This window comes from Stomatobaculum longum (assembly GCA_000242235.1).
Classification (GTDB): Bacteria; Bacillota; Clostridia; order Lachnospirales; family Lachnospiraceae; genus Moryella; species Moryella longum.
On sequence record JH590865.1, the window covers coordinates 25235 to 50515 of the forward strand.

21 protein-coding genes, 1 tRNA gene and 2 pseudogenes are annotated in these 25281 nt (G+C 51.7%); 23 read left to right on the plus strand and 1 reads right to left on the minus strand.

The features are described 5' to 3' along the window. Window positions 1-8: 8 nt before the first annotated feature. The 8 genes from HMPREF9623_RS09985 (at window position 9) to HMPREF9623_RS11560 (ending at window position 9455) form a co-directional block, all read left to right on the plus strand. Window positions 9-2483 (plus strand): tetratricopeptide repeat protein, encoded by a 2475-nt coding sequence (locus HMPREF9623_RS09985; protein ID WP_009533754.1) that lies wholly within the window; start codon window positions 9-11, stop codon window positions 2481-2483. A gap of 120 nt (window positions 2484-2603) precedes the next feature. Continuing rightward, window positions 2604-2870, plus strand: a complete 267-nt coding sequence (locus tag HMPREF9623_RS09990; RefSeq protein ID WP_009533755.1) for an acylphosphatase — start codon at window positions 2604-2606, stop codon at window positions 2868-2870. 251 nt (window positions 2871-3121) lie between these two features. Beyond that, entirely contained in the window at window positions 3122-4039 is a 918-nt protein-coding gene (locus tag HMPREF9623_RS09995) for an ABC transporter permease (protein WP_009533756.1), read from the plus strand. A 36-nt stretch (window positions 4040-4075) separates the two neighbouring features. Next, complete coding sequence (locus HMPREF9623_RS10000; protein ID WP_009533757.1) at window positions 4076-5227, plus strand: ABC transporter permease; 1152 nt, start codon at window positions 4076-4078, stop codon at window positions 5225-5227. 6 nt (window positions 5228-5233) lie between these two features. After that, window positions 5234-6244 (plus strand): ABC transporter ATP-binding protein, encoded by a 1011-nt coding sequence (locus tag HMPREF9623_RS10005; RefSeq protein WP_040800446.1) that lies wholly within the window; start codon window positions 5234-5236, stop codon window positions 6242-6244. A gap of 11 nt (window positions 6245-6255) precedes the next feature. After that, window positions 6256-7224, plus strand: coding sequence for an ABC transporter ATP-binding protein (locus HMPREF9623_RS10010; protein ID WP_009533759.1), 969 nt, complete (start codon window positions 6256-6258; stop codon window positions 7222-7224). Window positions 7225-7317: 93 nt separating this feature from the next. Next, window positions 7318-9000, plus strand: a complete 1683-nt coding sequence (locus tag HMPREF9623_RS10015; protein ID WP_009533760.1) for a peptide ABC transporter substrate-binding protein — start codon at window positions 7318-7320, stop codon at window positions 8998-9000. A 35-nt stretch (window positions 9001-9035) separates the two neighbouring features. After that, complete coding sequence (locus HMPREF9623_RS11560; protein WP_009533761.1) at window positions 9036-9455, plus strand: hypothetical protein; 420 nt, start codon at window positions 9036-9038, stop codon at window positions 9453-9455. Between the two features lie 93 nt (window positions 9456-9548). On the opposite strand, the gene HMPREF9623_RS10025 is transcribed toward HMPREF9623_RS11560, so the two are convergent. After that, the gene (locus tag HMPREF9623_RS10025; protein WP_009533762.1) at window positions 9549-10031 is read right to left on the minus strand and encodes a GNAT family N-acetyltransferase; all 483 of its coding nucleotides are present in this window, start codon (window positions 10029-10031) and stop codon (window positions 9549-9551) included. Window positions 10032-10298: 267 nt separating this feature from the next. On the opposite strand from HMPREF9623_RS10025, the gene HMPREF9623_RS10035 reads away from it, so the two are divergent. The 15 genes and pseudogenes from HMPREF9623_RS10035 (at window position 10299) to HMPREF9623_RS10110 (ending at window position 25225) form a co-directional block, all read left to right on the plus strand. Continuing rightward, window positions 10299-10372, plus strand: a tRNA-Arg gene (locus HMPREF9623_RS10035). Between the two features lie 419 nt (window positions 10373-10791). Then, window positions 10792-11106, plus strand: a complete 315-nt coding sequence (locus HMPREF9623_RS10040) for a hypothetical protein (RefSeq protein WP_050806363.1) — start codon at window positions 10792-10794, stop codon at window positions 11104-11106. 224 nt (window positions 11107-11330) lie between these two features. Continuing rightward, window positions 11331-12215: a DUF6017 domain-containing protein gene (locus tag HMPREF9623_RS10050; RefSeq protein WP_009533765.1), complete on the plus strand. Its 885-nt coding sequence runs from the start codon at window positions 11331-11333 to the stop codon at window positions 12213-12215. A gap of 15 nt (window positions 12216-12230) precedes the next feature. Then, window positions 12231-13055, plus strand: coding sequence for a ParA family protein (locus HMPREF9623_RS10055; protein ID WP_009533766.1), 825 nt, complete (start codon window positions 12231-12233; stop codon window positions 13053-13055). Then, window positions 13012-13950: a ParB/RepB/Spo0J family partition protein gene (locus HMPREF9623_RS10060; RefSeq protein ID WP_009533767.1), complete on the plus strand. Its 939-nt coding sequence runs from the start codon at window positions 13012-13014 to the stop codon at window positions 13948-13950. The genes HMPREF9623_RS10055 and HMPREF9623_RS10060 overlap by 44 nt, the downstream gene beginning before the upstream one ends. Before the next feature lie 82 nt (window positions 13951-14032). Continuing rightward, the gene (locus HMPREF9623_RS10065) at window positions 14033-14563 is read left to right on the plus strand and encodes a hypothetical protein (protein WP_009533768.1); all 531 of its coding nucleotides are present in this window, start codon (window positions 14033-14035) and stop codon (window positions 14561-14563) included. Window positions 14564-14566: 3 nt separating this feature from the next. Beyond that, the gene (locus HMPREF9623_RS11930) at window positions 14567-15985 is read left to right on the plus strand and encodes a DUF5688 family protein (RefSeq protein ID WP_009533769.1); all 1419 of its coding nucleotides are present in this window, start codon (window positions 14567-14569) and stop codon (window positions 15983-15985) included. Between the two features lie 19 nt (window positions 15986-16004). After that, window positions 16005-16499 carry a PcfB family protein gene (locus tag HMPREF9623_RS10075; protein ID WP_009533770.1) on the plus strand — a complete coding sequence of 165 codons (495 nt, stop codon included), beginning with the start codon at window positions 16005-16007 and terminating at the stop codon, window positions 16497-16499. Next, a pseudogene (locus HMPREF9623_RS10080) lies at window positions 16496-17233 on the plus strand (type IV secretory system conjugative DNA transfer family protein); the annotation flags it as partial. The gene HMPREF9623_RS10075 and the pseudogene HMPREF9623_RS10080, both read left to right, overlap by 4 nt. Window positions 17234-17920: 687 nt before the next feature. After that, the gene (gene ltrA / locus HMPREF9623_RS10085) at window positions 17921-19828 is read left to right on the plus strand and encodes a group II intron reverse transcriptase/maturase (protein WP_009533535.1); all 1908 of its coding nucleotides are present in this window, start codon (window positions 17921-17923) and stop codon (window positions 19826-19828) included. A gap of 133 nt (window positions 19829-19961) precedes the next feature. Beyond that, window positions 19962-20987: pseudogene (locus HMPREF9623_RS10090) on the plus strand (VirD4-like conjugal transfer protein, CD1115 family); the annotation flags it as partial. 14 nt (window positions 20988-21001) lie between these two features. After that, window positions 21002-21553, plus strand: coding sequence for a hypothetical protein (locus HMPREF9623_RS10095; protein WP_009533773.1), 552 nt, complete (start codon window positions 21002-21004; stop codon window positions 21551-21553). A 153-nt stretch (window positions 21554-21706) separates the two neighbouring features. Further along, window positions 21707-21847: a Maff2 family mobile element protein gene (locus tag HMPREF9623_RS11320; RefSeq protein WP_009533774.1), complete on the plus strand. Its 141-nt coding sequence runs from the start codon at window positions 21707-21709 to the stop codon at window positions 21845-21847. A 640-nt stretch (window positions 21848-22487) separates the two neighbouring features. Further along, on the plus strand, window positions 22488-24407 hold the full coding sequence (gene tet(W), locus HMPREF9623_RS10105) for a tetracycline resistance ribosomal protection protein Tet(W) (protein ID WP_002586627.1): 1920 nt from the start codon (window positions 22488-22490) through the stop codon (window positions 24405-24407). A 50-nt stretch (window positions 24408-24457) separates the two neighbouring features. Next, entirely contained in the window at window positions 24458-25225 is a 768-nt protein-coding gene (locus HMPREF9623_RS10110; RefSeq protein WP_009533775.1) for a class I SAM-dependent methyltransferase, read from the plus strand. The last annotated feature ends 56 nt before the right edge of the window (window positions 25226-25281 follow it).

The following is a 25281-nucleotide window of genomic DNA, read 5'->3' on the forward strand; positions in this document are numbered from 1 at the left end:
GAAAGCGCGTGGATATTTTGGAACAATGCCGGCAATGGAACGAGAGCGGCGCGTTTGAGAAGAGCAGGGAGATGTTGGAGGCCATTCCCGCCGAGGAGCGCGGCCCCGAGGGGGATGCAGAGCTCGCGGAGGCCTATCTCGCACTTGCGGAGACCGAGGGAACAGAGCTCTATCATAAGGCGATTGCAGTCTTGGCAGCGCACGAAGAGGCGCAATCGGAAGATTTTCGGCATAACCGGCTGATGGCGCTCGCTTATTATTACCTCGACGAGGACGGGCTTGCGCTTAGCTACTTTGAGCGCGCTTTTTCCCTGCGCCCGGAAGACGAGGAAGTAAGAGACTATGTCGAAGACTGCAGGGAGCGTCTTACCTTTCCGCGCTTTGAGAAAAATTTCCGGGAGAGAACAAAGGAGGCCTGGGCTGACTTCCTTGCAATCGAGGCAGAGCTCCGGGCGGCAATCGACCGAAACGAGGACGATGGAGCGGCGATGTTGCAGCGCTGCGGCGCCGTACTGGAGCAGGCCATTCGGGATGTCTCGTTTGAACTCGGCTTTGACGGAGAGAAGTATGAGCTCATACTCTGCGCGGAGGGAAGACGCTCCGCGCTCTATCCCCTCGTGTACTTTTGCCGCCGCGCACCGAAGGAAGTTCTGGAACATTGGAAGATACGGGCGGGTTCCGCGCCGAGCGATAAGTTTGCGTTGCAACAAGACAGCGTTCAAATTGATGCCGCAGATGTAGACATTTGGCTGATCCCGACCGGAGAGCAACTCTTTTCTCTGAAACTCTACTGTGAAAAGCTCCTGCCCCTGCAGCGGGAGAACCCGCGGCGGGCGGAGTGGATGCTCTATAAGCTAACGAACCAGATACTCGGAGACATAGCGGCGATTGCGTTCCTCACGGGTATCGAGTTACTGGAAGCGCCCGAGGACAGCGAGGCGAAGAAACTCTCGGACTTATACGCGTATGTAACGGAGCTCGGCTATCCCGCGTGGGAGGATGCCGGAGCCTATCTGGACGCTTCCGAAATTGCGTATCAACTCGACGCGGATGAAAATCCGGATGCCGACTGGCGCCTGGATGTCTATGAGGGCAGCACGCGCTTTTCTGCGGCCATCAATGAATATCTGCACGGAGAGAGCGATCTGGTTGATGAATATCACCGGAACGGCATTGTGCCGGGCTTCCTTCTGTATCCCCTCAGTACCTTTCCGGAAGAGGGAAGAGAAGAGGCGCTCGCGGCATTTCGCGATGAATTGCGCGCCTATTTGAGCGAACACGGCGGAGAGGATGCCCTCTGCCATACGGGCTTTGCGAGCGGCCTGTACTACGGCTATTTGGATTTTATTGCCTGGGATTTGGAGTCCGCGCTGGATGCCGCCCTTGCCTTTTTCAAGGAGAGAGGCATGACCGGAGCGGAGTTTCACAGCTTTCGGCGAAATGTGGGCGGAATTACCCTCTTCCGCGCGGAACCGAAACGGTACGAGGAGACCGGCTCCCTGCTTTCGCCAAAAGACATTGAGACCCTGGAGGCCTTCCTCGAGGATGACGGCGGCTATTACGGGAAAATGGTGCGTTGGATCGAGCAGTTCGTGGATGCGGGCGCCGCGGCCGGCCGCTTTTCAAAGAAGCAGGCGCGCCGGGATTTGAAACTCTCGCTCTACTACGGACTCGCCTGCAATAACTTCGGAGAATACAGTTATTACTACCGCGGGCAAGCGTGGATGAAGGACGCCGAGGAAAACGCCAAGGGTTCCGGTGTCTGGTATTACCGCTATGCCGTGGGACTTTTGTACAGCGGCTATCCGGAAGAGGCGCTGCGCTATGCGGAACAAGGTGTGCTTGAAGAAGCGGGCTACCCCTGGACTTACCTCTTGCTCGGAAAGCTTCGCGCGGCCTTCGGAGACAAGGAGGGCGCACGCGCCGCGGCAGAGCAGGGATTAAAGCTCGAACCGGGCGATTATGAGTTCCTCACCCTAAGGCGGGAAGTGGAAGAAGGGGCAAGTCTGGAAGCGATGCTCTACCACTGGATCGATCCCGAAGCGGACCGGGCACTGCAGGAGGGAAGGGATGAGGACGGACCGGAAAAGAAGCGCGCCATTGCCTGCATCCGAAAGGACGAGGCAGGGCTCAGAGACTTTTACGAACTTTTCCGTCCGGAGGAGCACGAGTACACGAAGGATGCGCCCTTCTGTGAGCTCTACTATCCTGTGGGAGACCGGGCGGTGAAGCTCTGCTTCCGCATGAATGAGGCCGGACTCTCGAAACTCGGGCACAGCTATCTCGCTGCGCTGAAGGAGAAGCTTGACAGCGGCGCTCTCATCTCCGCAGAGTCCGAGGAAGGGGTGGCAGGCAAGTTGGAGGCCGTTCTGGTGCAGCAGACAGGGCAACTAGCGCTCTTTTACCGCAGACCCGGAAGCAGGCAGTATTTTACGGTGGAGGAGGACAGTCTGGACGATAAGCTCGATATAGCGTTTCGTTAAAGGAAACGCAGAGAGCTCTGCCATGTCAAGATACAAGCGACATGACAGCGTTAAGCGCTCGGGCAAAAGGAGGAATGTCGCTTCGGGATGAACAGACGGCACGAGATATAGGAGTCGCTTATGATACGGAAATACCTTCGATTTTACGGCTTTGTGCAGGGCGTCGGCTTTCGCTACCGGGCAAAGTATGCCGCCGAGTTTGCGGGCGCCGTGGGCTGGGTGCGAAATGAGGACGACGGTTCTGTCAGCATGGAGATACAAGGGACGGAAGAGCAGATTGACCGGGTGATTCTGGAAATCGAGCGGGGGCGATATGTGAAAATCGAAAACATGGAGGCTCGGACGATTCCGCTAAAGTCGGATGAGCACGGGTTCCGAATCCGATAAAGGATTGACAAAGGATCATTGAAAGCGAGACAGCTCAGGCTGTCTCGCTTTTTCGACTGCCTTTCTTGGGCTTTTCGCCCGGGCAAAAAAAGAAATAAGCATAAATATACAATTGTGTTGATTTCGTGAAACAATTGTGATAGATTTGGGAACAAATAAAGAGCGATATAACGCGGTGATTCACGAAAGTGAGTTGCGTGAACTTTTGCCGAAGGGGCAAAAGCAGTCTGAATTTCGCGGGGAGGGAGAATATGGCGCGGTATTTCATGAAACGAGTCGCAATGATGGCAGTTGCGATGTTTCTCATCATCCTGCTGACCTTTGCCATCATGCATGCGGTTCCCGGCGGTCCGTTCACGGGTGAAAAAAAGCTCTCGGCTGAAATCGAAGCGGCTATGAATGAAAAGTATCACTTGAACGATCCGCTTCCGCTTCAGTTTGTAGATTACCTGAAGGGGGTAGTCCGCGGGGATTTCGGACCATCGTATAAATATCCGGGGAAAACGGTCAATGAGTTTATCGCCGACGGCTTCCCGGTCTCGGCGAAGCTCGGTGGCATTACCATTGTCTTTGTCCTGTTAGCTGCGCTGCCCATGGGAATTTGTGCGGCAGTCAAAAACGGGAAGTGGCAGGATATGCTGGTCATGGCGTTCGCAACGGTAGGTGTCACAATTCCGTCCTTTGTGATCGCCTCACTTCTGATCTATTTCTTTGCATTCAAATTGGGCTTGCTTCCGACCTACGGCATTGAAAGCTGGAAGGGATATATTCTACCCGTCATTGCGCTCGGAGGCTATGACATCAGCTATATTGCGCGACTGATGAGAAGTTCGCTGCTCGAGGTGATGGGGCAGGATTACATTCGGACGGCAAGGGCCAAGGGACTGTCCGAGTTTTCCGTGATCACGAATCACGCCCTCCGAAACGCGCTGATTCCCGTCATTACGGTACTGGGGCCGATGATCGCGAATCTGATGACAGGTTCCTTCGTCGTTGAGAAGATCTTTGCGATTCCGGGCCTCGGAGTTCACTTTGTCAACAGTGTCTCGCAGAGAGACTATACAACCATCATGGGCGTCACTATTTTTTACGCGACCTTCCTCATGGTTATGACGATGGTCGTCGATGTCTTTTACTGCCTGATTGATCCCCGAATCAAATACGATTGAGCGGCAGTGCGGCAGAATTGAGCAAAGGAGAGCGCTATGGACTCCAAATGGGAAGTGTTGGAACAATCAAATGAGGCGCGAGAGAAAATCTGGGGCAGAAACCGGAGCTTCGCGGGAGATGTGTGGTTTCGCTTTCACAGAAAGCCGACTGCGATTACGGGTTTTGTGATCATCATGCTGCTCATGCTGTTCGCGTTTCTGGGACCGCTTTTTACAGGACGCAGCTATTCCGAGCAGAACCTGGGCCTGGTCAATGTATCTCCGATGATGAGGGTCTTTGAGACACCGGATCAGTCCGGCTATCTCTACATCACACAGAATCTGAAGCTGCTTTCCGTCAACAAAGACGGCAGCCTGGGAGAACAGCTTGGCAAGCTGCGCGAGGACAGTGCGCGGCAGATGAGCATTTACGATTGCGGAGGCGCAGAGATAGCCCTGTATTACGGAAAAACGCCCTATTTGGTAATCGACCCCGACACACTAGTCATTGCAAAAGCAAGGACGCTGTGGAACCGCTCCTATCTTTTCGGGACGGATGCCCTTGGAAGGGATATTCTGACAAGGCTGATGTACGGCACGCGGGTATCCCTGTTGGTCGCCTTTGTCGCGGCCGGAGTCAACCTGATTCTCGGCATTGTCTATGGCGGAATTTCCGGTTATTTCGGCGGGCGGGTTGATATGGCAATGATGCGTGTGGTCGATATTATCAGTACGATCCCGCTGACCCTCTACGTCATCCTGATTATGGTTCTGATGGGTGCGGGACTGCAGAGTATTATGGTGGCGCTCGGGACGACATATTGGGTGGATATGGCGCGTGTGGTCAGAGGGCAGGTGCTCTCGCTCAAGCAGCAGGAATTTGTGCTGGCGGCAAAGACCATAGGCTCCTCGGCGAAAACCGTACTCCTCGCACATCTGATTCCGAATGCGATGGGTTCCATTCTGGTCACGGTCACCATGCTGATTCCCTCCGCCATATTCATGGAGGCCTTTCTCGGCTTCCTTGGGATCGGCCTGCAGCCGCCCCTCGCCTCGCTCGGCACAATGTGCAACGATGCGACCGAAAATCTGAGAACCTGTCCCTATCAGTTATTCATACCGGCTCTTGTTATCGTTTTGATCATGTTTGCCTTTAACTTTGTCGGAGACGGTCTGCGCGATGCGCTTGACCCCAAGCTCAGAAAGTAAACGAAAATGGAAGAGACCTTGTTACGAGTGGAAAATCTAAAGACATCCTTTATGACCTCAAACGGTGAGGTCCAGGCAGTCCGCGGTGTGTCCTTTGAGGTTCGCAGAGGGGAGATTGTCGGCATTGTCGGCGAATCCGGTTCCGGCAAGAGCATCACCAATATGACTCTCCTCAAGCTCCTTCCGGACACGGCAGTCATCAAGGACGGCAGGGCCATGTTTCAGGGTCAGGATTTGACGAAGCTCTCGATGAAGGAGCTGCGGAAAATTCGCGGAGAGAAGATTGCAATGATCTTTCAGGATCCGATGTCTTCGCTGAATCCGCTGATTCCCGTCGGCGAACAGGTCGCCGAGATCATACGGATTCATCACAGCGATAGATCCCGTGAGGCTGTGAAGCAGGAGGTCCTGAAACGCTTCGCGGAGGTGCGCATCCCGGAGCCTGAAAAGCGCTATCACGCCTACCCGCATGAGTTTTCCGGCGGTATGCGGCAGCGCGTCATGATTGCGATGGCGCTTGCAAACAACCCGGAACTCCTGATTGCCGATGAACCGACGACAGCGCTCGATGTCACAATTCAGGACCAGATCATACGGCAGATGCGGGAGCTCAAGGAACAACACGGCACCAGCATTATCTTCATCACACATGATCTCGGCGTCATTGCGGAGCTCTGCGAAAAAGTTGAGGTCATGTACGGCGGTCTCATCATGGAGGAGGCGCCGATTGATGAGCTCTTCGAGCATCCGAGCCATCCCTATACCCTGGGATTGCTAGAGTCCATGCCGAGCATTCAGCAGGACAAAGCGGAGCGCCTGATTCCGATTCCGGGTTCGCCGCCGGATATGACAAATCCGCCGGCGGGCTGCCCATTTGCCCCGCGCTGCCGCTATGCGAGAAAGATTTGCGCGGCAGAATTGCCGGAGCTGCAACCGGTGGGAGAGGGACACAGCGCGAGATGCTGGCTGCTCGACCCGGAGGCGCCTGCGGAACAGAATCCGTTCAAGAAAAGATAAGGGGAAAAGCCATGGCAGACGATAAACAGGTATTGTTGGAAGTCAAAAACCTGACGCGCTACTTCCCCGTGGGACGAGGAGAACGGGTCCATGCAGTCGACCATGTGAGCTTTCGGCTGGAGCGCGGAAAGACCCTGGGACTGGTCGGCGAGTCGGGCTGCGGGAAGTCCACGACGGCGCGGACCATCATCCGCATCTATGAGCCGACGGAGGGGCGTATTATCTTTGACGGGCAGGATATCTCGCATCTCAGCGAGCGGGAGCTCCACCCGGTACGGAAGCATATGCAGATGATCTTTCAGGACCCCTATGCCTCTCTGAATGCGAGAATGACGGTGCGCGATATCCTTGCGGAGCCGCTCTTCGCCCACAAGCTGGTGAAGAGCAAGGAGGAGGCAGGGGGATTTGTATATCCCATGCTGGAGAAGGTGGGGCTCACCAGAGAGCATGCGAATCGCTACGCACATGAATTTTCGGGCGGACAGAGACAGCGCGTAGGCATTGCGAGGGCGTTGATTTTAAAGCCGGAGCTTGTGATCTGCGACGAACCGATTTCAGCGCTGGATGTCTCGATTCAGGCGCAGATCATCAACCTGCTTCGAGACTATCAGGAGGAGAGCGGAACCGCCTATCTCTTCATTGCACACGATCTCTCAATGGTCCGCTATGTCTCGGATGAGGTAGGCGTCATGTATCTGGGACAGCTCGTGGAGCTCTGCGAAGCGGAGGAAATTTACGCACACCCCCTGCATCCTTACACACGGGGGCTGCTCGGCGCGATACCAGTCGCGAATCCGAAGCTTGCGCGTCAAAAGGTGAAGAGCAGCATCGAGGGCGATATACCGAGTCCCATTCATCCGCCGAGCGCCTGCAGGTTCCACACGAGATGTCCCTTTGCGACCGAAAAGTGCAAGGAAGAAGAGCCTGTCTTAAAGGATATGGGCGGCGGACATCTCTGTGCATGCCACCTGTATGACTGAGGAATTGCGGTGCGGGGCATCGCTTGGATGTCGAAGCACTTCATTCAGATAAAAGATGCAGACAGAAGCAAAACAGAAAAGGAGGAGATTTGTATGAAAAAGAAATACGGTGCAGCCCTGGCGGCGCTGCTCACCCTGTCCGTGTTGCTCGCGGGCTGCGGTGAGAAAAAGTCCGGTGACAAGGCGGAGACAGTAAGCCTTGGGGGCGATGCCAAGGCGGAGAGCACGGCGGAAGCAGCGAAGCCCTCCGGAAAGCAGGAGCTGATTTTTGTTCTCAGCAACCAGCCGGACTCGCTCGATCCGTCCTATACCAACAATTCCTTTGCGACCCCCTTCATCATCAACTGCTTTGAGGGTCTGGTCACTTACGACACCAAGGGCGAGCTTGTACCCGGCAATGCGGAGAACTGGGAGAAAAACGAGGATATGACGGTCTACACCTTCCACCTGAGAGACGGGCTTAAGTGGTCGGACGGCTCCCCTCTCACAGCGGAAGACTATGTCTATGCCGCAAAGCATGTCTGCACGCCGGCGACAACAGCGCAGAACCTTAGTATGATGACCGACTACATCGAGGGCGCCAAGGAATATTACGAGGGGAAAGGCTCCGATGACAGTTTCGGTGTCAAGGCGATCGACGACAAAACACTCGAGTATCGACTCAAGGCTCCCTGTCCCTTCTTTGTAGACATCGTCTCTACATGGGTCTACTCACCGCTGCAGAAGGCGACGATTGAGGCAAACGGCGACAAGTGGACACAGTCCGCAAATGCCTATGTCTGCAACGGCCCGTTCAAAATTTCGGAGATCAACCCCGGCGCATCCATTGTCCTAACGAAAAACGAGAACTACTGGGATGCTGCCAATGTATCTCTCGAAAAGCTGAATTTCCGCTACATTTTGGACACCTCCACAGCCTTGACCGCCTATGAGAACGGCGAAGTCGACGGTATTCGGAGCATCCCCGCCGGTGACATCGCGAGACTGAAGGCGGAGAATGCGGGACTGGTTGTGGCGCCGAGTTACGGAACAGTTTACTATAACATCGACTGCGGCAAGGAGCCCTATAACAATCCGCTGGTGCGGAAAGCGCTGGCACTTGCGGTTGACAGAAATGCGCTGATCAACAATGTCGTCCAACTGGATGCGACGCCGGCCTACAGCGTGCTGCCCCCCGGATATGTTGTCGACGGCAAGGATATCACAGAGGGGCGCTCCGACTTTGATCTGAAGCCGACTGCAGATCCCGAGGCTGCAAAGGCGGCGCTCGCCGAGGCGGGGTATGCCGATCCCGCGAGCTTCCCGACCATTCAGCTCTCCTATTACTCCGACGACAACGCAAAGAAGGTCGCCGAGGCCATAGCAGAGATGCTGACAACGAATCTCGGTGTTAAGGTCGAGGTGAGCTCGGCAGACTGGGCAGTCTTTTACGATGCGGTTCAGAACGGTAATTCTGAGGTCGCAGCGATGGGCTGTTCCGCGGATTATCTGAATCCGATGAGCTTTCTGCCGCTGCTGTACACGAACGATGTGGCCAACATTTCGTTCTACAGCAACCCGACCTATGACGCGATTGTTGATCAGATCCGCTCGGAGCGAGATCCCGCTAAATTTGCGGAGCTTGTCAGAAAGGCCGATGAGACCGTATCGGCGGAGTATCCGGTTTTGCCGCTCTACTATAAGTCCAGTACCTATTTGTTGCACAGCTACGTGTCCGGTGTCTATATGATCAGCAACGGCAATCTGTACTTTAAAAATGCGGTTGTGAGTAAGTAAGCAAGCTAAGCAGTAAGAGCGGCCATGTCTTCCATGTGACCAACACGGACGCAGTCATTGCGCTGAATGATGTCAAGATTGTCAACGAGGATGCCGAGAAGATACTGCTCTCGGTCTGCACGGACGGCTGGAGCGGCGGAAAGAACATTGCGACCTTGAAGGCGAGCAAGCAGACGCTTGCGGGTGCGGTCAAGGTTGGCAACGATTCCACCTTAAATCTTGAGCTTAGCGACGGCTCGAGCTTTGAAGGTTCCGTGGACGGCAAAATCAGCAATGCAAAGGGCGAGAGCGTTTCGACCGAAGTCGGAACCGTCTCGGTGACCCTGGACAGCACAAGTACCTGGACGCTCAGCGCGGACAGCTATGTGAGTTCCTTTAACGGAAATGCGGCGAATGTGACTGCAAACGGGCACACGCTCTATGTGAACGGCGTAGCGCTCACGGGAACCAAGTAAAGAAGCGGCAAAGAGGCAGAGACAGGCGCTATCGTAAGCACTAAGGTATACGAAAAGAAAGACGGCCTTCCGCAGTTTGGGAGGGCCGCCTTTTTAGCGAAGTTGTTTTTCCATTACGAGAATTTGAGAGCGCTTAGCTCCCCAGCAGAGGCTGTCCGTTCGCGTGCCTATGAAGCCGAGTTTTTGCCAGAAGGGAAGCAAATTGGGCTCGTAGTCATTGACCACGTCGATGCGAATGCGTGTAGCGCCACGGCGTCGAACTAGGGTCTCAAACGCAAGGTATGCTCGCCTTCCGAGCCCCTGCCGCTGCGCGGAGGCATCCAACATAAGAAGGGACAAATAGACATAACCGTCGGGGCGTTGCATATAGTCGAGAATGCCGAGGGGGCACTCTTGCACCGAGATGAGGCAGAGTCCAAAGCCGTGGTGAGCTGCTTCCCGGCGTTCTTCGTCGATAAAGTCGAGAGAAATTTGCTCCTGCCCGAGGTGATGCAAAAGAAAATCCGGATTCGAGTTGTAAATGCGGAGTGCCGTGAGGCAAGAAGTTGTATCATTGCCAAGAGTTTCTATGTGCATGTGCTCGGATCCTCCTTGTTCCGCTTGTGCTTCCCGCGCAAAGCTTTTATAATATTATAACATAGGTTTTTGTAGCTCAGCTGGATAGAGCGTTCGCCTCCTAAGAAACATGTTATCATGCGCCAAATCGAATTTCGAGATTTTTGTTCGGCGTTCGAAACGGGAAAGGAGGATTCAGAGCGCCGAAGTTCGGCGAGCAGAGTCATTTGATTCATGGTTTTCTTGACCATCATGGCAAAGCCTTGAAAATAAAGGAAAATCCAATATGTCTTCGTACCTCAGCTGGATAGAGGGTTCGCCTCCTAAGCGAAACGTCGGCGGTTCAAATCCGCCCGGGGACAGTTAGGAACAGGGGAAGATTGCACAATCTTCCCCTGTTTTCATCTAAAAAAACAGAGATCCGATTAGATAATTTCTAAAAAACGGCTTTTTTTTCTAATTCAGGAGCAAGTCCTCAGAGGGGACGCAAGCTAAAAATGGCGGGAGGTCGTATATTTTTCGCTGCGCAACTGTGTTTACCGGTGCTCAAACCGGAAAAACAAATTAGAAATATGGCAATTATATACGGAGAATGTCTAAATGCATTAGAAATTAAGGACCGAGAATTTTAGATTTCCAAAGGCATGCGCCTTGATTAGCCCGATTCCTCTTACAGTCCTCTCATACGATACTTACATAGCCCTGTAGTGATGAAAACTCACTGCGGGGCTTTGTCGTCTCCGGATTTTCCGGGGCGTAGCAAAGAGAGGAGGATATCAGCTTGAGAGGAAACAAACAGAAACGAAGGAGAGTCATTCTGGTGGATGGCATTCGCTACTACGATGACAAGCCGGAAAGCTGTAGATGCTGTTTCTTCTGGAAAAACCGCAAGACCGGTTGCATCCTGGAAGAGCGGAACTGTTACTATCTGGCCGAGACCGTAAAGAGCGAGCAGGAAAAGAAATGCGAGGGCTGCTGCTATGCGAAAACGCAGCCATGTGTCAGCGCCTGCTGTTACAAGGAGCTGGACAGGTGGCTTAAGGCAAGCAGAGAAATGCGCAGGGAGAAGGACGGGGCGCAAAATGAGCAGAAATGAAGAGCTCTTCCGCCGATATGAAAAGCTGACAAGAGAAGCAAAGAAACCGAATTCCAAAACGAAGGAGAAACCGGCAAGCTGTGCTTGTTGCAGCTACTGCCGTCCGGAGTTTAAGTATCGCAAATGTCAGTTCAGTCGCTGCCTTTTTGCGAAGTATGGGGATGTCTTCCGGAAGAAGCCGCTAAGGCGAGATGCGTTTTCCTGAAGTGAGGTGGTGATGATGCTTGTTTGATTATTTCTACGGGGCCCAGGCGGAACAGTTTTCCTTCTACCGAGTTCCCAAAGTGCTTTTTACAAAAGAGCAGTTCAGGCAACTGTCTGCGGAAGCCAAAATCCTGTACGGCATCATGCTCGATAAGCTGGATCTGTCCGTTAAGAACAAGTGGGGCGATGATAACGGTCGGGTCTATATTATCTACACCATCGAGCAGATTATGGCAGACATGAACTGTGCCGACCAGAAAGCCACAAAGCTCTTGGATGAGCTTGAAAAGAAATGCGGTCTGATTGAACGGAGGCGTCAGGGGCTCGGAAAACCGAATCTGATTTTTGTAAAGAATTTCATTACCGGTGTGGAAGGCTCTGTGGCAACACAAATTCAGAATCGTGAAAAACACGATTCCGGAGCCGTGAATATCACAACTGCAGATTACCCGAAATCACGAGGAATCAATACTAATCATAACAATACTGAGAATAACGATATCAATCCCATCCGTTCGGGATGTGATGGGGATGAGATGGACGAACGCAACGACTATGAGCGCTATTTCAGAGAATCGCTGTCCATTGACGTGCTGCTTCGGGAGAATCTTGGAGAAGAGGAAACCATTCTCGGCATTCTGGATCTCATGGTGGATATCTGTTGTTCCAAGCGAAGCGTTATCCGCATCGCCGGTGATGATAAGCCGCTCGCAGTGGTGAAGAGCCGCTTTATGAAGCTAAACGCGGAGCATATCCGCTATGTTCTGAAGTGCCTTTCGGAGAACACGACCAGAGTGCGGAATATCAGACAGTATCTCTTGACCGCGCTCTACAATGCGCCTGCGACAATCCGCCCCTTTTATCAGGCGTGGGTAAACAACGACATGGCCACAGGCCAGTTTTAGGGAGGTGATCAATTAATGTCGAAAGCCACAGTGATGGCAGTCGTCAATCAGAAGGGTGGAACCGGCAAAACCACCACCTGTGAAAATCTTGGAATCGGTCTTGCCAGAGAGGGAAAACGGGTGCTGTTAGTCGATACAGATCCGCAGGGCTCTCTGACCATTGCGTTAGGGCATTCCAGACCGGATGATCTTCCGGTCACTCTGACGGATTTGATGGCAAAGGTCATGCAGGATCAGCCGCTTGCACCGAAGGAGGGAATACTACCGCATGAAGAAGGTGTCGAGCTTGTCCCCGCAAATATCACGCTGTCAGGCCTTGAGGTGTCATTGGTCAATGCCATGAGTCGGGAAACGGTTCTGAAGCAATATCTGGAAACCGTGAAGGATAGCTATGACTTCATTTTGCTGGACTGTATGCCTTCTCTTGGAATGCTCACCGTCAATGCACTTGCCGCATCGGATCAGGTGCTGATTCCTGTTCAGGCGAACTACCTTTCTGCCAAAGGTCTGGAACAGTTGCTTCAGACGGTTAACAAGGTTAAGCGCCAGATTAATCCGAAACTCAGGATTGAAGGGATACTGCTGACCATGGTGGATTACCGCACGAATTTCGCAAAAGAGATCAGCACCCTAATCCGTGACACCTACGGCAGAAGGCTGAAGGTTTATGATGCGGATATTCCTCGTTCCGTTCGGGCGGCAGAAATCAGCGCCGAGGGTGTGAGCATTTTCAAGCATGATCCCGGAGGCAAGGTCGCCGAGGCCTACCGAAGTCTGACAAAGGAGGTGATGGCAAATGCCGAAAAGAGGCGGAAACATCAGCTTGACCAGCTACGATGATATCTTTGAGACAGATGAGAGCCGCGCGGAAAGCCAGCTTGAGCGTGTGCAGAGCATCCGTCTCAGCGTGTTGGTTCCTTTTAAGGAGCATCCCTTCAAGGTGGTGGATGACGAAGCAATGCTCCGGACTACGGAGAGCATTGCACAGTACGGTGTCTTGACGCCTCTGATTGCGCGGCCTCTGGAGGATGGTAGCTACGAGATTATCTCTGGACACCGGAGGGCGCACGCAGCAGAGCTTGCGGGACTCACAGAAGTTCCGGTGCTGGTTCGCCGTATGGATGACGATGCAGCGACAGTGCTCATGGTGGATTCCAACTTGCAGAGAGAGAACATTCTGCCCAGTGAGAGAGCCTATGCGTACAAGATGAAAAACGAAGCGATGAAACGCCAGGCTGGACGACCGCCCAAAGAAAATGGTGGCCAACTTGACCACAATTTATTTGGCAGAAAAACGGTTGAAGTTATAGCAGGCGAATCTGGTGATAGTGTTAAGCAAGTTCAGCGTTTTATCCGTCTGACTTACCTCACCCCAGAAGTATTGGACATGGTTGATCAGAAGCAGATCTCCTTCAACCCCGCAGTTGAGCTTTCTTACCTGAAGGCAGAGGAACAGGAAATGTTTATCCAGGCTATGGATGAGGTGCAGGCGGCCCCGTCTCTCTCCCAGGCACAGCGTCTGAAAAAGCTGAGTCAGGAAGGCGGTTTCACACTGAATGCCGCAAGAGAAATCATGAATGAAGTAAAGAAAGGGGATCTCGAGCGGGTTACCTTCCGGAACGAGCAGCTTCGGAAGTACTTTCCCAGATCCTACACCACGCAGCAGATGCAGAACACCATTCTGAAACTTCTTGATCAGTGGCAGAAAAAGAAAGGCCGGGATCAGGAGCGATAATACAATACCCAGTGAATAGCGTCCTTGAGGAATCGAGGACGTTTTTTGGTGCCGAAAACCGGCAGGAAAGGAACAATAGCGGATGACGAAAGAAGCAATGGCGCGCATGGCAGAGACCATGCGTCATTACCGACAGATCAAGAACGCAAAGGTTCTCACCGAAAAGTGGAATGAATTTTTCAGCGGGGCCGGGGAAATTCCGGAGAAACCGGACGATGTGACTGAAGGCGAAGAAGATGAGGATGTCTACAAAGAAGAGGCCATCGTACTCTACGCGGAACTCAACAATAGATTTCATCTGATTGAGGAGGTCGAGGCGATTGAGGAAATCATGCTGAATCACAGCATGTCCGGTTTTATCAGTCACTTTATCACGGACGAGCTGATGGCGATGTACCCGAAGGAATATGCCCGTTCGCGTAAGGACGGAAGTGTCCTGGTGACCGGACCTCTCTATATCGTACACCCCGTTATCAATGAGGATGAGATGGATGCCTGCATGGATTTAAGCGCAGTGGAATTCTGTGAAGCGCTGGCATACCTCACTTCTCACACCATTTATGCGAAAAACAATGCGGAAGCGATTGGCTTCCTGCTGGAAAAGGAGGACTGACACATGGATTTTGATGTTTTCAAAAAGGCAGTAATGGATGAAATGCGCGAGCGCTTTCCGAATCTTGAATTCGGATTCCGGGAGATGAAGAAGCTGCAGGGAGAGTCCTATGAGGGACTTATGGTAACGCTTCCCGGCAGCAAGGTGAGCGCAAGCCTGAACCTGGATGCCTACTATGAGCGCACCAATACCGGTGCTTCCGAGCATCAGGTAATGGACTTGATTGAGCGTGCGGTTCGGGAGGCTTCTCAGAACATGCCGCAGCTTGACTGGAAGGTCCTCGGCAACTATGAGCAGATGAAGGAGACTTTGATGCTTCAGATGATTCCGGTTAAGGGAAACGAGGAGAGGCTTGCCGAGATTCCCCACGAGATGGTAGAGGAAATGGCGGTGGTCTATCGCTTTGACTTAGGCAGCAATGAACGCGGAACGTCCAGCGTTCTGGTGACCGATACGATGCTAAAGAGCTACGGCATCACCAGGGAGCGGCTGGCGGCGGATGCAATCGACGCAGCCGTTAAAAATCATCCGGCAAGTCTTCGGAACATGAATGAGGTGCTGCAGGAAATGGCGGGCGACAGGGCAGATTTCCGTTCCGATGAGCCTTCTCCTCTCTGGGTGGCAACGGTCGAGGGCGGCATGAACGGAGCCTCGGTAATCCGATACCCGGGATTTCTTGACCGGGCGGTTGAGACAATCGGCGGGGATTTTTACGTGCTGCCCTCCTCTATCCATGAAGTTTTGCTGGTTGCCGATGACGGCAGCGTTGCGCTGACGCAACTTGAGCAGATGGTGCGAGACATCAACGAGGCAGAGGTTGCCCCGGCGGATCGGCTTTCCGACAGCGTGTTTCACTATGACAGCGAGGCACACCTCTTTGAGAACGCCCGTAGCTTTGAACTCCGTGAGGCCATGCTGGCAGAGGCGCTCTTTGCCGACGATGAACCGGAACAGCCTAAGAGCCTCACCGTACTTCTGGTAGAGCCGAACCGATATCCGAAAGTCGTTGAGATCGGGTCTGATCTTTCGGATTTGCAGAAGGCCGTTGGCGGCTATATCGAGGTGGTCTATCCCTTTGAGGAGAAGGTCGGCTTAATCGTAAATGAGGAAGGCAAGATGAACGGCCTGCCGCTCAACCGGGCGCTTCGCGATGAGAATGGTGAGGTCTATGACGTAGTTGCCGGGTCTTTCCTGGTAACCGGTCTCACCGAGGAAAGCTTCGCCTCTCTGACACAGGCACAGATTAACAAGTTCGAGAAGCTCTTCCATCAGCCGGAGGCATTTCTCCGTATGGGCAATCATATTATGGCGCTTCCCATCCCTAAGAAGGAACAGGAAACAAGGAAGGCTGCCAAGACAAGAGATACCGATACGGTTGGCTCTAAATCGAAACCGAGGAAAACCGGGCACGACGAACGTTAAAGAAAGGAGGTGATGACGCTTGCAGGAAGAGGTCGAGAACAGGACAGTCAATCTGGCAATCAGTACGACAAAGCTGACTGCACGCATTACGCTTCGCCTGGCTTTGTGGGGTATTCGGAAGATTAAGGAAAGTGAGGCAAAGGCCGAAGCCAAACGGAATCTTCCGCCGAGAGGCAAGCAGACCATACGGGAACTGGTAGGTCAGAATCAGGGGGTCACCAACATCGACATCGCAGGAACAGACCTGAAGGGCTTTGAAAAGCATGCCAGAGAATTCGGTGTGGATTATGCCATTACCAGGGATAAGTCGGTGAATCCGCCGAAGTATCTCGTGTTCTTTAAGGCGCGGGATGCGGATGCCATGACAGCCGCCTTCAATGCGTACTCTGCAGAGGTCTTTGCGAAAAACAAGCGTCCGAGCGTGCTGAAGACATTGCACAAGCTGATGGACGCGATCAGGGACATTCCGGCAAAGGTGATTAGCAGGGACCGGCAGAGGGAGCAGTCGCGATGAGGGTTGATAGCGGAAAGTTGAGGAAACGCCTGATTCTGAATATCCCCTATCTCGTGTTTGGTCTTATCTGTACCAATTTGGGGGAGGCATGGCGCATGGCGGAAGGCGTCAATGCATCGGAAAAGCTATTGTCATTTTTTTCGACGCTTGGCATAGCGTTTGCCTCTCCGCTTCCGAGTTTTCACATGCCGGATCTGATGATGGGTCTAATCTGTGGTGTTTGTTTTAAGCTTGCCGTTCATCTGAAAGGCAAAAATACAAAGAAATACAGGCGCAATGCGGAATACGGTTCTGCCCGTTGGGGCGGCCCGAATGACATTGCGCCATTCATGGATCCGGTTTTTGAAAACAATGTGCTTCTCACCAGGACAGAGCGGCTCATGATGAGCAACCGGCCAAAGAATCCCGCCAATGCAAGAAATAAAAATGTGCTGATTGTCGGCGGTTCCGGTTCCGGTAAGACAAGGTTCTGGATTAAGCCGAATCTCCTTCAGCTTCACAGCTCCTATGTTTTAACCGATCCGAAAGGAACGACTCTTCTTGAGGTGGGGAATGCCTTTGTTAAGGCGAAATACCGCATCCGGTTCTTCAATACCATCAACTTCAAAAAGTCAATGCACTATAACCCGTTTGCCTATATCCGCTCGGAAAAGGACATCCTGAAGCTGACCACAACCCTCATTGCCAACACCAAAGGAGACGGCAAGGCCGGTGATGAATTCTGGACGAGTGCGACACGTTCGCCAGCGGTAGAAAGTTGGCGGACGCACGACTACGGTCGTGCGGATAACTGATAGTTTGACAGGTGGAATGACGGGGTAACGCCCTGAAACGCCTGCCCTCGGTGGGCATGCATAAGCTGTAAAGGCTTTTGTATGAAGCCCCACGACAACGGCTGAGAGCAGCCGTACCGGCAGCCAATGCCGGCGAAAGCGCCCCAGAGGTGGGGTGTGCTGCCTATAAGCCAAGGGTCTATAAGACGCCCATGGTTAGAATGTTCGCCTTGGCGGGCGGACTGACGAACCCGCGAATGTACAGGTCTAAAAGAAGACCCGGTAGAAATGCCGGGGTGCGTTAAAGCGCAGTCGGTGTGGTCTAGTAAAAATTTTTCCTATGAACGACCATGCTGGGTTACAGGCACAGGCAAGCCGACAGGACTATAGTGGGAACCTAAAGGCGCGTATGTACAGATAGAACTATCGGAACGTGGAAAGGTACCGGATTCCGCAAGGAAGAACCTGACGAAGAACAATAAGCAGGTGAACCGGTGCTGAAAAGCCGTGATCGAACCTATGACAGCCCCTGTAATGGGGGAACGAGGAATGGTCACCAGTCGGTTGGTCTAAACAGGCATTATTCAGTCCATAGATAAGGATTCGAATAAGACCAAAAGGGTCACTTTCGAAAGGGGGTGATGCCTTATGCCAGGAGAAGCAAAGAGTCTATGTGTTGACGACCTTCGGCATGCAGAGTATTACGGCATGCAACCGGTCTATGATGAGCTTTACCGAAGAAGCAAAGATGGAGAGACACTCACAAATCTGATGGATATCATCATGAAGCGTGAAAATATCCTCCTTGCCTATCGGAATATCAAGACCAACGGGGGAAGTTACACGGCAGGCACAGACAACAGAAACATCACAGACATCGGGAGGATGACTCCCGAAGAAGTCGTGGAGAAAGTGAGGTTTATTGTCACAGGGAGTCGACACGGCTACCGGCCTAAACCGGTCAGACGCAAAGACATCCCGAAACCAAACGGAAAAACAAGACCGCTCGGCATCCCATGCATCTGGGACAGGCTGATACAGCAATGCATCAAGCAGGTCATGGAACCAATCTGTGAGGCTCAGTTCAGCGATAACAGCTACGGTTTCCGTCCGAATCGCTCGGCGGAACACGCCATCGCAAGAACCTATTCGCTGATGCAGGTGACGCATCTTCACTACGTCATAGAGTTCGACATTAAGGGCTTTTTCGACAACGTGAATCACAGCAAGCTGATCAAACAGATATGGGCAATGGGAATCAGGGACAAACAGCTGATATTCGTAATAAGGCGGATTCTGACGGCGCCGATCAGAATGCCCGATGGAACTACTATCCTACCGGACAAAGGCACTCCGCAGGGCGGCATCATTTCGCCGTTACTGGCAAACATTGTGCTGAATGAACTGGATCACTGGGTAGAAAGCCAATGGCAGAACAACCCGGTAGCCGTAGCCCGTGGAAGATACAGGATAATCGGTAAAAACGAGGTATTCGACAAGAGCCACGGGTACAGAACCATGAAGAGTACGAACCTGAAGGAAATGTATATCGTAAGGTATGCCGATGACTTCAGAATCTTCTGCCGCTCGAAGGAAGACGCCGAAAAGACAAGGGAAGCTGTGACACGGTGGCTGGAAGAAAGACTGCGGCTTGAGGTGTCTCCGGAGAAAACACGAACGGTGAACGTGAGAAAACGCTATTCGGAATTCCTCGGTTTCAAGATACGGGTCAGACAGAAAGCAAAGAAATACACTGTGCAGTCCCACATATGTGACAAGAAGTTTGGAATAGAGCGGGAAAAGCTCGTGGAACAGGCGAAAAGAATAGCCAGACCATCTGAAGGCAAGACGCCATTAGGGGAAATCCGGACTTACAACTCGATGGTGATGGGAATCCAGAACTACTTCGAGATCGCCACCTGTATCAGCCTTGATTGCAGGATTATCCACAGACAGGTAATGACCGTTCTAACCAACAGGCTGAATTCAGAAAAAGGATGCAAACTTCAACGCGAAGGCGGAACCATGCCCCAAGCCGAGAAGGAACGGTATGGGAGGTCGAAGATGGTACGGTATGTAGCCGGGATTGACCAACCGATATATCCGCTTGCATTCGTGAAAAACAGGATACCGCACTCTAAGCGGTCTGCCGTATGTAGCTACACGGCAGAAGGCAGAAAGCCAATACACACGAATCTCAGATTGAACCCATTTGTTCTTGAGGGATTACGGTCGATGGCATCGGGTGGACACAGTACAGAATACGCCGACAGCAGGATTTCATTATTCTCAGCCCAAGGCGGAAAATGTGCGGTCAGCGGTGAGGAATTCAGAAGTGCATCCGAAATCGCATGTTGGCTGAAAAAGCCAAGAAAAGACGGCGGTCAGGAGCGCTATCAAAACATGATTTTACTGCATTACAGGTATCTGCCATTACTGGAAATATCAGATATGGCAAAACTGACAGCCTTAACCAAAACGCTCAACATGACAAAGAAACAGGTGTCCAAAGTAAACAGACTGCGAGAGCAGGCTGGTCTGGCGGCAATAGATTAAAACGCTATTTTGGTGACTGATTAAATGCTTGCGAAAACAATCGATGGAACGCCGGATGCGGTGAAAGTCGCATGTCCGGTGTGAAGTGGGGGAAAACCCGGAGATAGTATCAAAGGGTTACCTATCACTATAGGCAGAGGCGCTGCTCTACTGTGCTCTCATTGGCTACATTCATTATGAGGCACCGCAGGAGGAACAGAACTTTGCGACTCTCATCGAGTTCATCAATGCCATGGAGGTTCGGGAGGATGACGAGGAGTTCCAGAATCCGGTGGATCTGATGTTTGAGGATCTGAAGAAAAGGAAGCCGAATCACTTCGCTGTCAGGCAGTATGCCAAGTTTAAGCTTGCGGCGGGGAAAACCCTTAAGTCGATACTCGTTTCAGCCGGTGCAAGACTTGCGCCCTTCGATATTCAGGAAGTCCGTGAGATCACGATGTATGACGAGCTTGGACTGGATACCCTCGGAGATGAGAAAACCGCTTTGTTCCTGATGATGTCCGATACGGACGGCAGCTTTAATTTCCTGATCAGCATGATCTATACCCAGCTCTTTAACCTGCTTTGTGAGAAGGCGGATGATGTGTACGGCGGCAGACTTCCGGTCCATGTGAGATGCCTGATTGACGAGGCGGCGAACATCGGCCAGATTCCGAATCTGGAAAAGCTAGTCGCCACGATTCGCTCCCGCGAAATCAGCGCCTGCCTGGTGCTTCAGGCAAGGTCTCAGCTAAAAGCGATCTACAAAGACAATGCCGACACGATTATCGGCAACATGGACAGCCAGGTCTTCCTTGGCGGCTCAGAACCCACGACGCTGAAAGAGCTCTCCGAAGCGCTCGGAAAGGAAACCATCGATACCTTCAACACCTCGGATACGCGGGGCAACAGCCCAAGCTATGGAACCAATTATCAGAAGCTTGGCAAGGAGCTCATGAGCCGGGATGAGCTTGCGGTTCTGGACGGCGGCAAATGCGTGTTACAGCTGCGCGGTGTCCGTCCGTTCCTGTCGGAGAAGTATGATTTGACGCAGCATCCGAATTACAAATTAACAGCCGACTACGATAAGAAACTCACCTTTGACATGGAGAAGTTCCTGGATACCAGGGTAAAACTCCACCCGAAGGATGAGTTTTTTGTTGTTGAGGCCACGGAATAAGGAGGAACAGCAAAATGGCAGAGGAAAGATTTGCAATGCCCGGTGATATGTCTGGTGATATGCCCGGAGATATGCCGGATTTTGTCCGGGAGGCCGAAGAGGCAAAGGTCACTGATGAGCCCCTTCCCGAGCAGACGGATCAGGTAACCATCAAGTTTGGTAGAGGACTTGTCGGAGAGCCCTTTACTTCAAAGAACGGAAAGGAACTCGTGGAAGTCAGTATTCCAATCCCCGACAAGGGAGACTCACGCCCCTGGGAGACCTTTGTGATCTCGCCGAGAAAGATTCATGACAATCAGTTCGGCAAGGGGGTATGGATGAAGCTTCCCGAGTATGGCATCACCAGACTTTCCCGCTCTGTAAAGATCGGAATCGATAAAGCCGGTAAGGCAATCTGGGGTCGTGAGACGCATGATGCCACGAATGCACAGCTTAAGTTACTCCTGGAAGCCTACAAGGAAAAATCCAGGGGCTCTGTGCTCTCGGACTTATCTGAACGGAAGGCTGATGCGCCGTCAGTAAAGCCTACCGGGAAGGATTCCAAAGAGATGACGGCTGACAGGTAATCTTCCTGAGATTAAGGCATGTCCGGGATCAAGCCTACTGCGGTTCAGCAGACAACAATCAAGAATGGGGTTCAATCGGACGATAGCCACGGTTTCAGGTCAATGATGAGCCAAACAAAGACAAATGAAAGCAAAACAAAGGAGGAAAACAAGATGGCATTTTTCAACAGCGCAGTCGGTGTATTACAGACTCTCGTGGTGGCACTCGGCGCAGGTCTCGGTATCTGGGGGGCAATCAACCTTCTGGAAGGTTACGGCAACGATAACCCCGGCGCCAATGCTCATGTACGGTAAGGAAGCAAGCAACCGAAAACAAGAGATAGACCGCCAGCACTACACTATTCCGAACCAAAGACCAAAAGATAAGCATTGTGGGAAAATCTAAACTTTTGGATTTTCCTACAATGCCAACTACGGCGGAATCCCTCCCACTCCTTATATCTTTCTGTATACATTGAATTTGTATTTAGTAAAATGCAGACAACACCACGGATCGGCTTTTGGTTGGACAATTCCAACCAAACACCACAGCAGACAGCAGAAAACATTCTGAACGCTAGGAAGCCGGTATGATTGTTACATATAAGGGGAAGAAAAATTTCTTTTAGGTACTTGCTTTCCTAAAACTGATGTGATACAATGATTTAATCCAGAAAAGGAGTAAAAAATATGCGGCAAGGTATTCTTAAATAAAACTATAATCAAATAGTGGGAACAAAGGATTATGATAGCTCCTTTTGTAGGGGCTTAGTTTTTTGTACCCAATTTAAGAATACTTTTGCCTTATCAATTTTGACATATCCCCAAAAACAGCAATCACAAACAGGTGTATGCTGTATATGTGTATGTCCGCAACTTATAATCCCCAGTGGTAAAAGTATTTTACTGCTGGGGATTTTTATGCCCTTTGGGGCTGTAAAGGGAGGACAATCACATGAAAATAATCAATATTGGAATTCTTGCCCATGTAGACGCTGGAAAGACGACCTTGACGGAGAGCCTGCTATATGCCAGCGGAGCCATTTCAGAACCGGGGAGCGTCGAAAAAGGGACAACGAGGACGGACACCATGTTTTTGGAGCGGCAGCGTGGGATTACCATTCAAGCGGCAGTCACTTCCTTCCAGTGGCACAGATGTAAAGTTAACATTGTGGATACGCCCGGCCACATGGATTTTTTGGCGGAGGTGTACCGCTCTTTGGCTGTTTTAGATGGGGCCATCTTGGTGATCTCCGCTAAAGATGGCGTGCAGGCCCAGACCCGTATTCTGTTCCATGCCCTGCGGAAAATGAACATTCCCACCGTTATCTTTATCAACAAGATCGACCAGGCTGGCGTTGATTTGCAGAGCGTGGTTCAGTCTGTTCGGGATAAGCTCTCCGCCGATATTATCATCAAGCAGACGGTGTCGCTGTCCCCGGAAATAGTCCTGGAGGAAAATACCGACATAGAAGCATGGGATGCGGTCATCGAAAATAACGATGAATTATTGGAAAAGTATATCGCAGGAGAACCAATCAGCCGGGAAAAACTTGCGCGGGAGGAACAGCAGCGGGTTCAAGACGCCTCCCTGTTCCCAGTCTATCATGGCAGCGCCAAAAATGGCCTTGGCATTCAACCGTTGATGGATGCGGTGACAGGGCTGTTCCAACCGATTGGGGAACAGGGGGGCGCCGCCCTATGCGGCAGCGTTTTCAAGGTTGAGTACACCGATTGCGGCCAGCGGCGTGTCTATCTACGGTTATACAGCGGAACGCTGCGCCTGCGGGATACGGTGGCCCTGGCCGGGAGAGAAAAGCTGAAAATCACAGAGATGCGTATTCCATCCAAAGGGGAAATTGTTCGGACAGACACCGCTTATCAGGGTGAAATTGTTATCCTTCCCAGCGACAGCGTGAGGTTAAACGATGTATTAGGGGACCAAACCCGGCTCCCTCGTAAAAGGTGGCGCGAGGACCCCCTCCCCATGCTGCGGACGACGATTGCGCCGAAAACGGCAGCGCAAAGAGAACGGCTGCTGGACGCTCTTACGCAACTTGCGGATACTGACCCGCTTTTGCGTTGCGAAGTGGATTCCATCACCCATGAGATCATTCTTTCTTTTTTGGGCCGGGTGCAGTTGGAGGTTGTTTCCGCTTTGCTGTCGGAAAAATACAAGCTTGAAACAGTGGTAAAGGAACCCTCCGTCATTTATATGGAGCGGCCGCTCAAAGCAGCCAGCCACACCATCCATATCGAGGTGCCGCCCAACCCGTTTTGGGCATCCATAGGACTGTCTGTTACACCACTCTCGCTTGGCTCCGGTGTACAATACGAGAGCCGGGTTTCGCTGGGATACTTGAACCAGAGTTTTCAAAACGCTGTCAGGGATGGTATCCGTTACGGGCTGGAGCAGGGCTTGTTCGGCTGGAACGTAACGGACTGTAAGATTTGCTTTGAATACGGGCTTTATTACAGTCCGGTCAGCACGCCGGCGGACTTCCGCTCATTGGCCCCGATTGTATTGGAACAGGCATTGAAGGAATCGGGGACGCAGCTGCTGGAACCTTATCTCTCCTTCATCCTCTATGCGCCCCAGGAATACCTTTCCAGGGCTTATCATGATGCACCGAAATACTGTGCCACCATCGAAACGGCCCAGGTAAAAAAGGATGAAGTTGTCTTTACTGGCGAGATTCCCGCCCGCTGTATACAGGCATACCGTACTGATCTGGCCTTTTACACCAACGGGCGGAGCGTATGCCTTACAGAGCTGAAAGGATATCAGGCCGCTGTCGGTCAGCCGGTCATCCAGCCCCGCCGTCCAAACAGCCGCCTGGACAAGGTGCGCCATATGTTTCAGAAGGTAATGTAAAGATACATAATCGTCAAGACGGCAACAATCAGAAGTTATGGAGGGTAACAATGGAATATAGTAAGGAAGATTTAATGGAAGCAAAAAAGCAAATTTGGGGAGTGGGAGAGAACATGGGAACAGAGGAAAGTAAAAAAATCTGGGAGGAGAACGCACAATTTTGGGATAATGCAATGGGTGACGAATCTAATGAATTTCACAGAGAGGTAGTGCGTCCCAAAGTAACGGAACTTCTATCTCCTAATCCTGCGGATTACATTTTGGATATTGCGTGTGGCAATGGAAATTATTCTTCGTATCTTGCACAAAGAGGCGCTTCGGTTGTCGCTTTTGATTACAGCAAAAAAATGATAGAATTGGCTAAAAGACGGCAATCACAATATGCAAAACAAATTGAATTTTGTGTGGCGGATGCGACCGATAGAAAAAGTATATTAGAATTAAAAAGAAATCGAGCCTTTACGAAAGCAGTTTCTAATATGGCAATTATGGATATTACGGATATTGAACCACTTCTTATGGCTGGTTATGAACTGTTGCAGGAAAGCGGAATTTTTGTCTTTGCAACGCAACACCCTTGTTTTGTCACGTTGACTGAAAAATATATGACACCGCACAGTTACTATGATATAGCGATTGAAGGGCAACCGAAAGAGCAGATTTATTATCATCGTTCCATACAAGATATTTTTAACCTTTGTTTTAGAGCTGGATTTGTCATTGATGGATTTTATGAAGAATGTTTTAAAACCAACAAAGAAATTCCTATGGTAATGATAGTAAGGCTTAAGAAGGTAAAACGTGATAGCTTAAAATAAATTCAAGTTTGTCGGGTAAATAGCAAACCCAGCCGAGCCAGTCAACGGTCAAGATG

What these genes read in the sequence shown, in the direction of transcription:
- HMPREF9623_RS09990 (WP_009533755.1), top strand. Translation starts at nt 2,604, where the DNA reads ATGATACGGAAATACCTTCGATTTTACGGCTTTGTGCAGGGCGTCGGC.
- HMPREF9623_RS09995 (WP_009533756.1), top strand. Translation starts at nt 3,122, where the DNA reads ATGGCGCGGTATTTCATGAAACGAGTCGCAATGATGGCAGTTGCGATG.
- HMPREF9623_RS10000 (WP_009533757.1), top strand. Translation starts at nt 4,076, where the DNA reads ATGGACTCCAAATGGGAAGTGTTGGAACAATCAAATGAGGCGCGAGAG.
- HMPREF9623_RS10005 (WP_040800446.1), top strand. Translation starts at nt 5,234, where the DNA reads ATGGAAGAGACCTTGTTACGAGTGGAAAATCTAAAGACATCCTTTATG.
- HMPREF9623_RS10010 (WP_009533759.1), top strand. Translation starts at nt 6,256, where the DNA reads ATGGCAGACGATAAACAGGTATTGTTGGAAGTCAAAAACCTGACGCGC.
- HMPREF9623_RS10015 (WP_009533760.1), top strand. Translation starts at nt 7,318, where the DNA reads ATGAAAAAGAAATACGGTGCAGCCCTGGCGGCGCTGCTCACCCTGTCC.
- HMPREF9623_RS10025 (WP_009533762.1), bottom strand. Translation starts at nt 10,031, where the DNA reads ATGCACATAGAAACTCTTGGCAATGATACAACTTCTTGCCTCACGGCA.
- HMPREF9623_RS10055 (WP_009533766.1), top strand. Translation starts at nt 12,231, where the DNA reads ATGTCGAAAGCCACAGTGATGGCAGTCGTCAATCAGAAGGGTGGAACC.
- HMPREF9623_RS10060 (WP_009533767.1), top strand. Translation starts at nt 13,012, where the DNA reads ATGCCGAAAAGAGGCGGAAACATCAGCTTGACCAGCTACGATGATATC.
- HMPREF9623_RS10065 (WP_009533768.1), top strand. Translation starts at nt 14,033, where the DNA reads ATGACGAAAGAAGCAATGGCGCGCATGGCAGAGACCATGCGTCATTAC.
- HMPREF9623_RS11930 (WP_009533769.1), top strand. Translation starts at nt 14,567, where the DNA reads ATGGATTTTGATGTTTTCAAAAAGGCAGTAATGGATGAAATGCGCGAG.
- ltrA (WP_009533535.1), top strand. Translation starts at nt 17,921, where the DNA reads ATGCCAGGAGAAGCAAAGAGTCTATGTGTTGACGACCTTCGGCATGCA.
- HMPREF9623_RS10095 (WP_009533773.1), top strand. Translation starts at nt 21,002, where the DNA reads ATGGCAGAGGAAAGATTTGCAATGCCCGGTGATATGTCTGGTGATATG.
- HMPREF9623_RS11320 (WP_009533774.1), top strand. Translation starts at nt 21,707, where the DNA reads ATGGCATTTTTCAACAGCGCAGTCGGTGTATTACAGACTCTCGTGGTG.
- HMPREF9623_RS10110 (WP_009533775.1), top strand. Translation starts at nt 24,458, where the DNA reads ATGGAATATAGTAAGGAAGATTTAATGGAAGCAAAAAAGCAAATTTGG.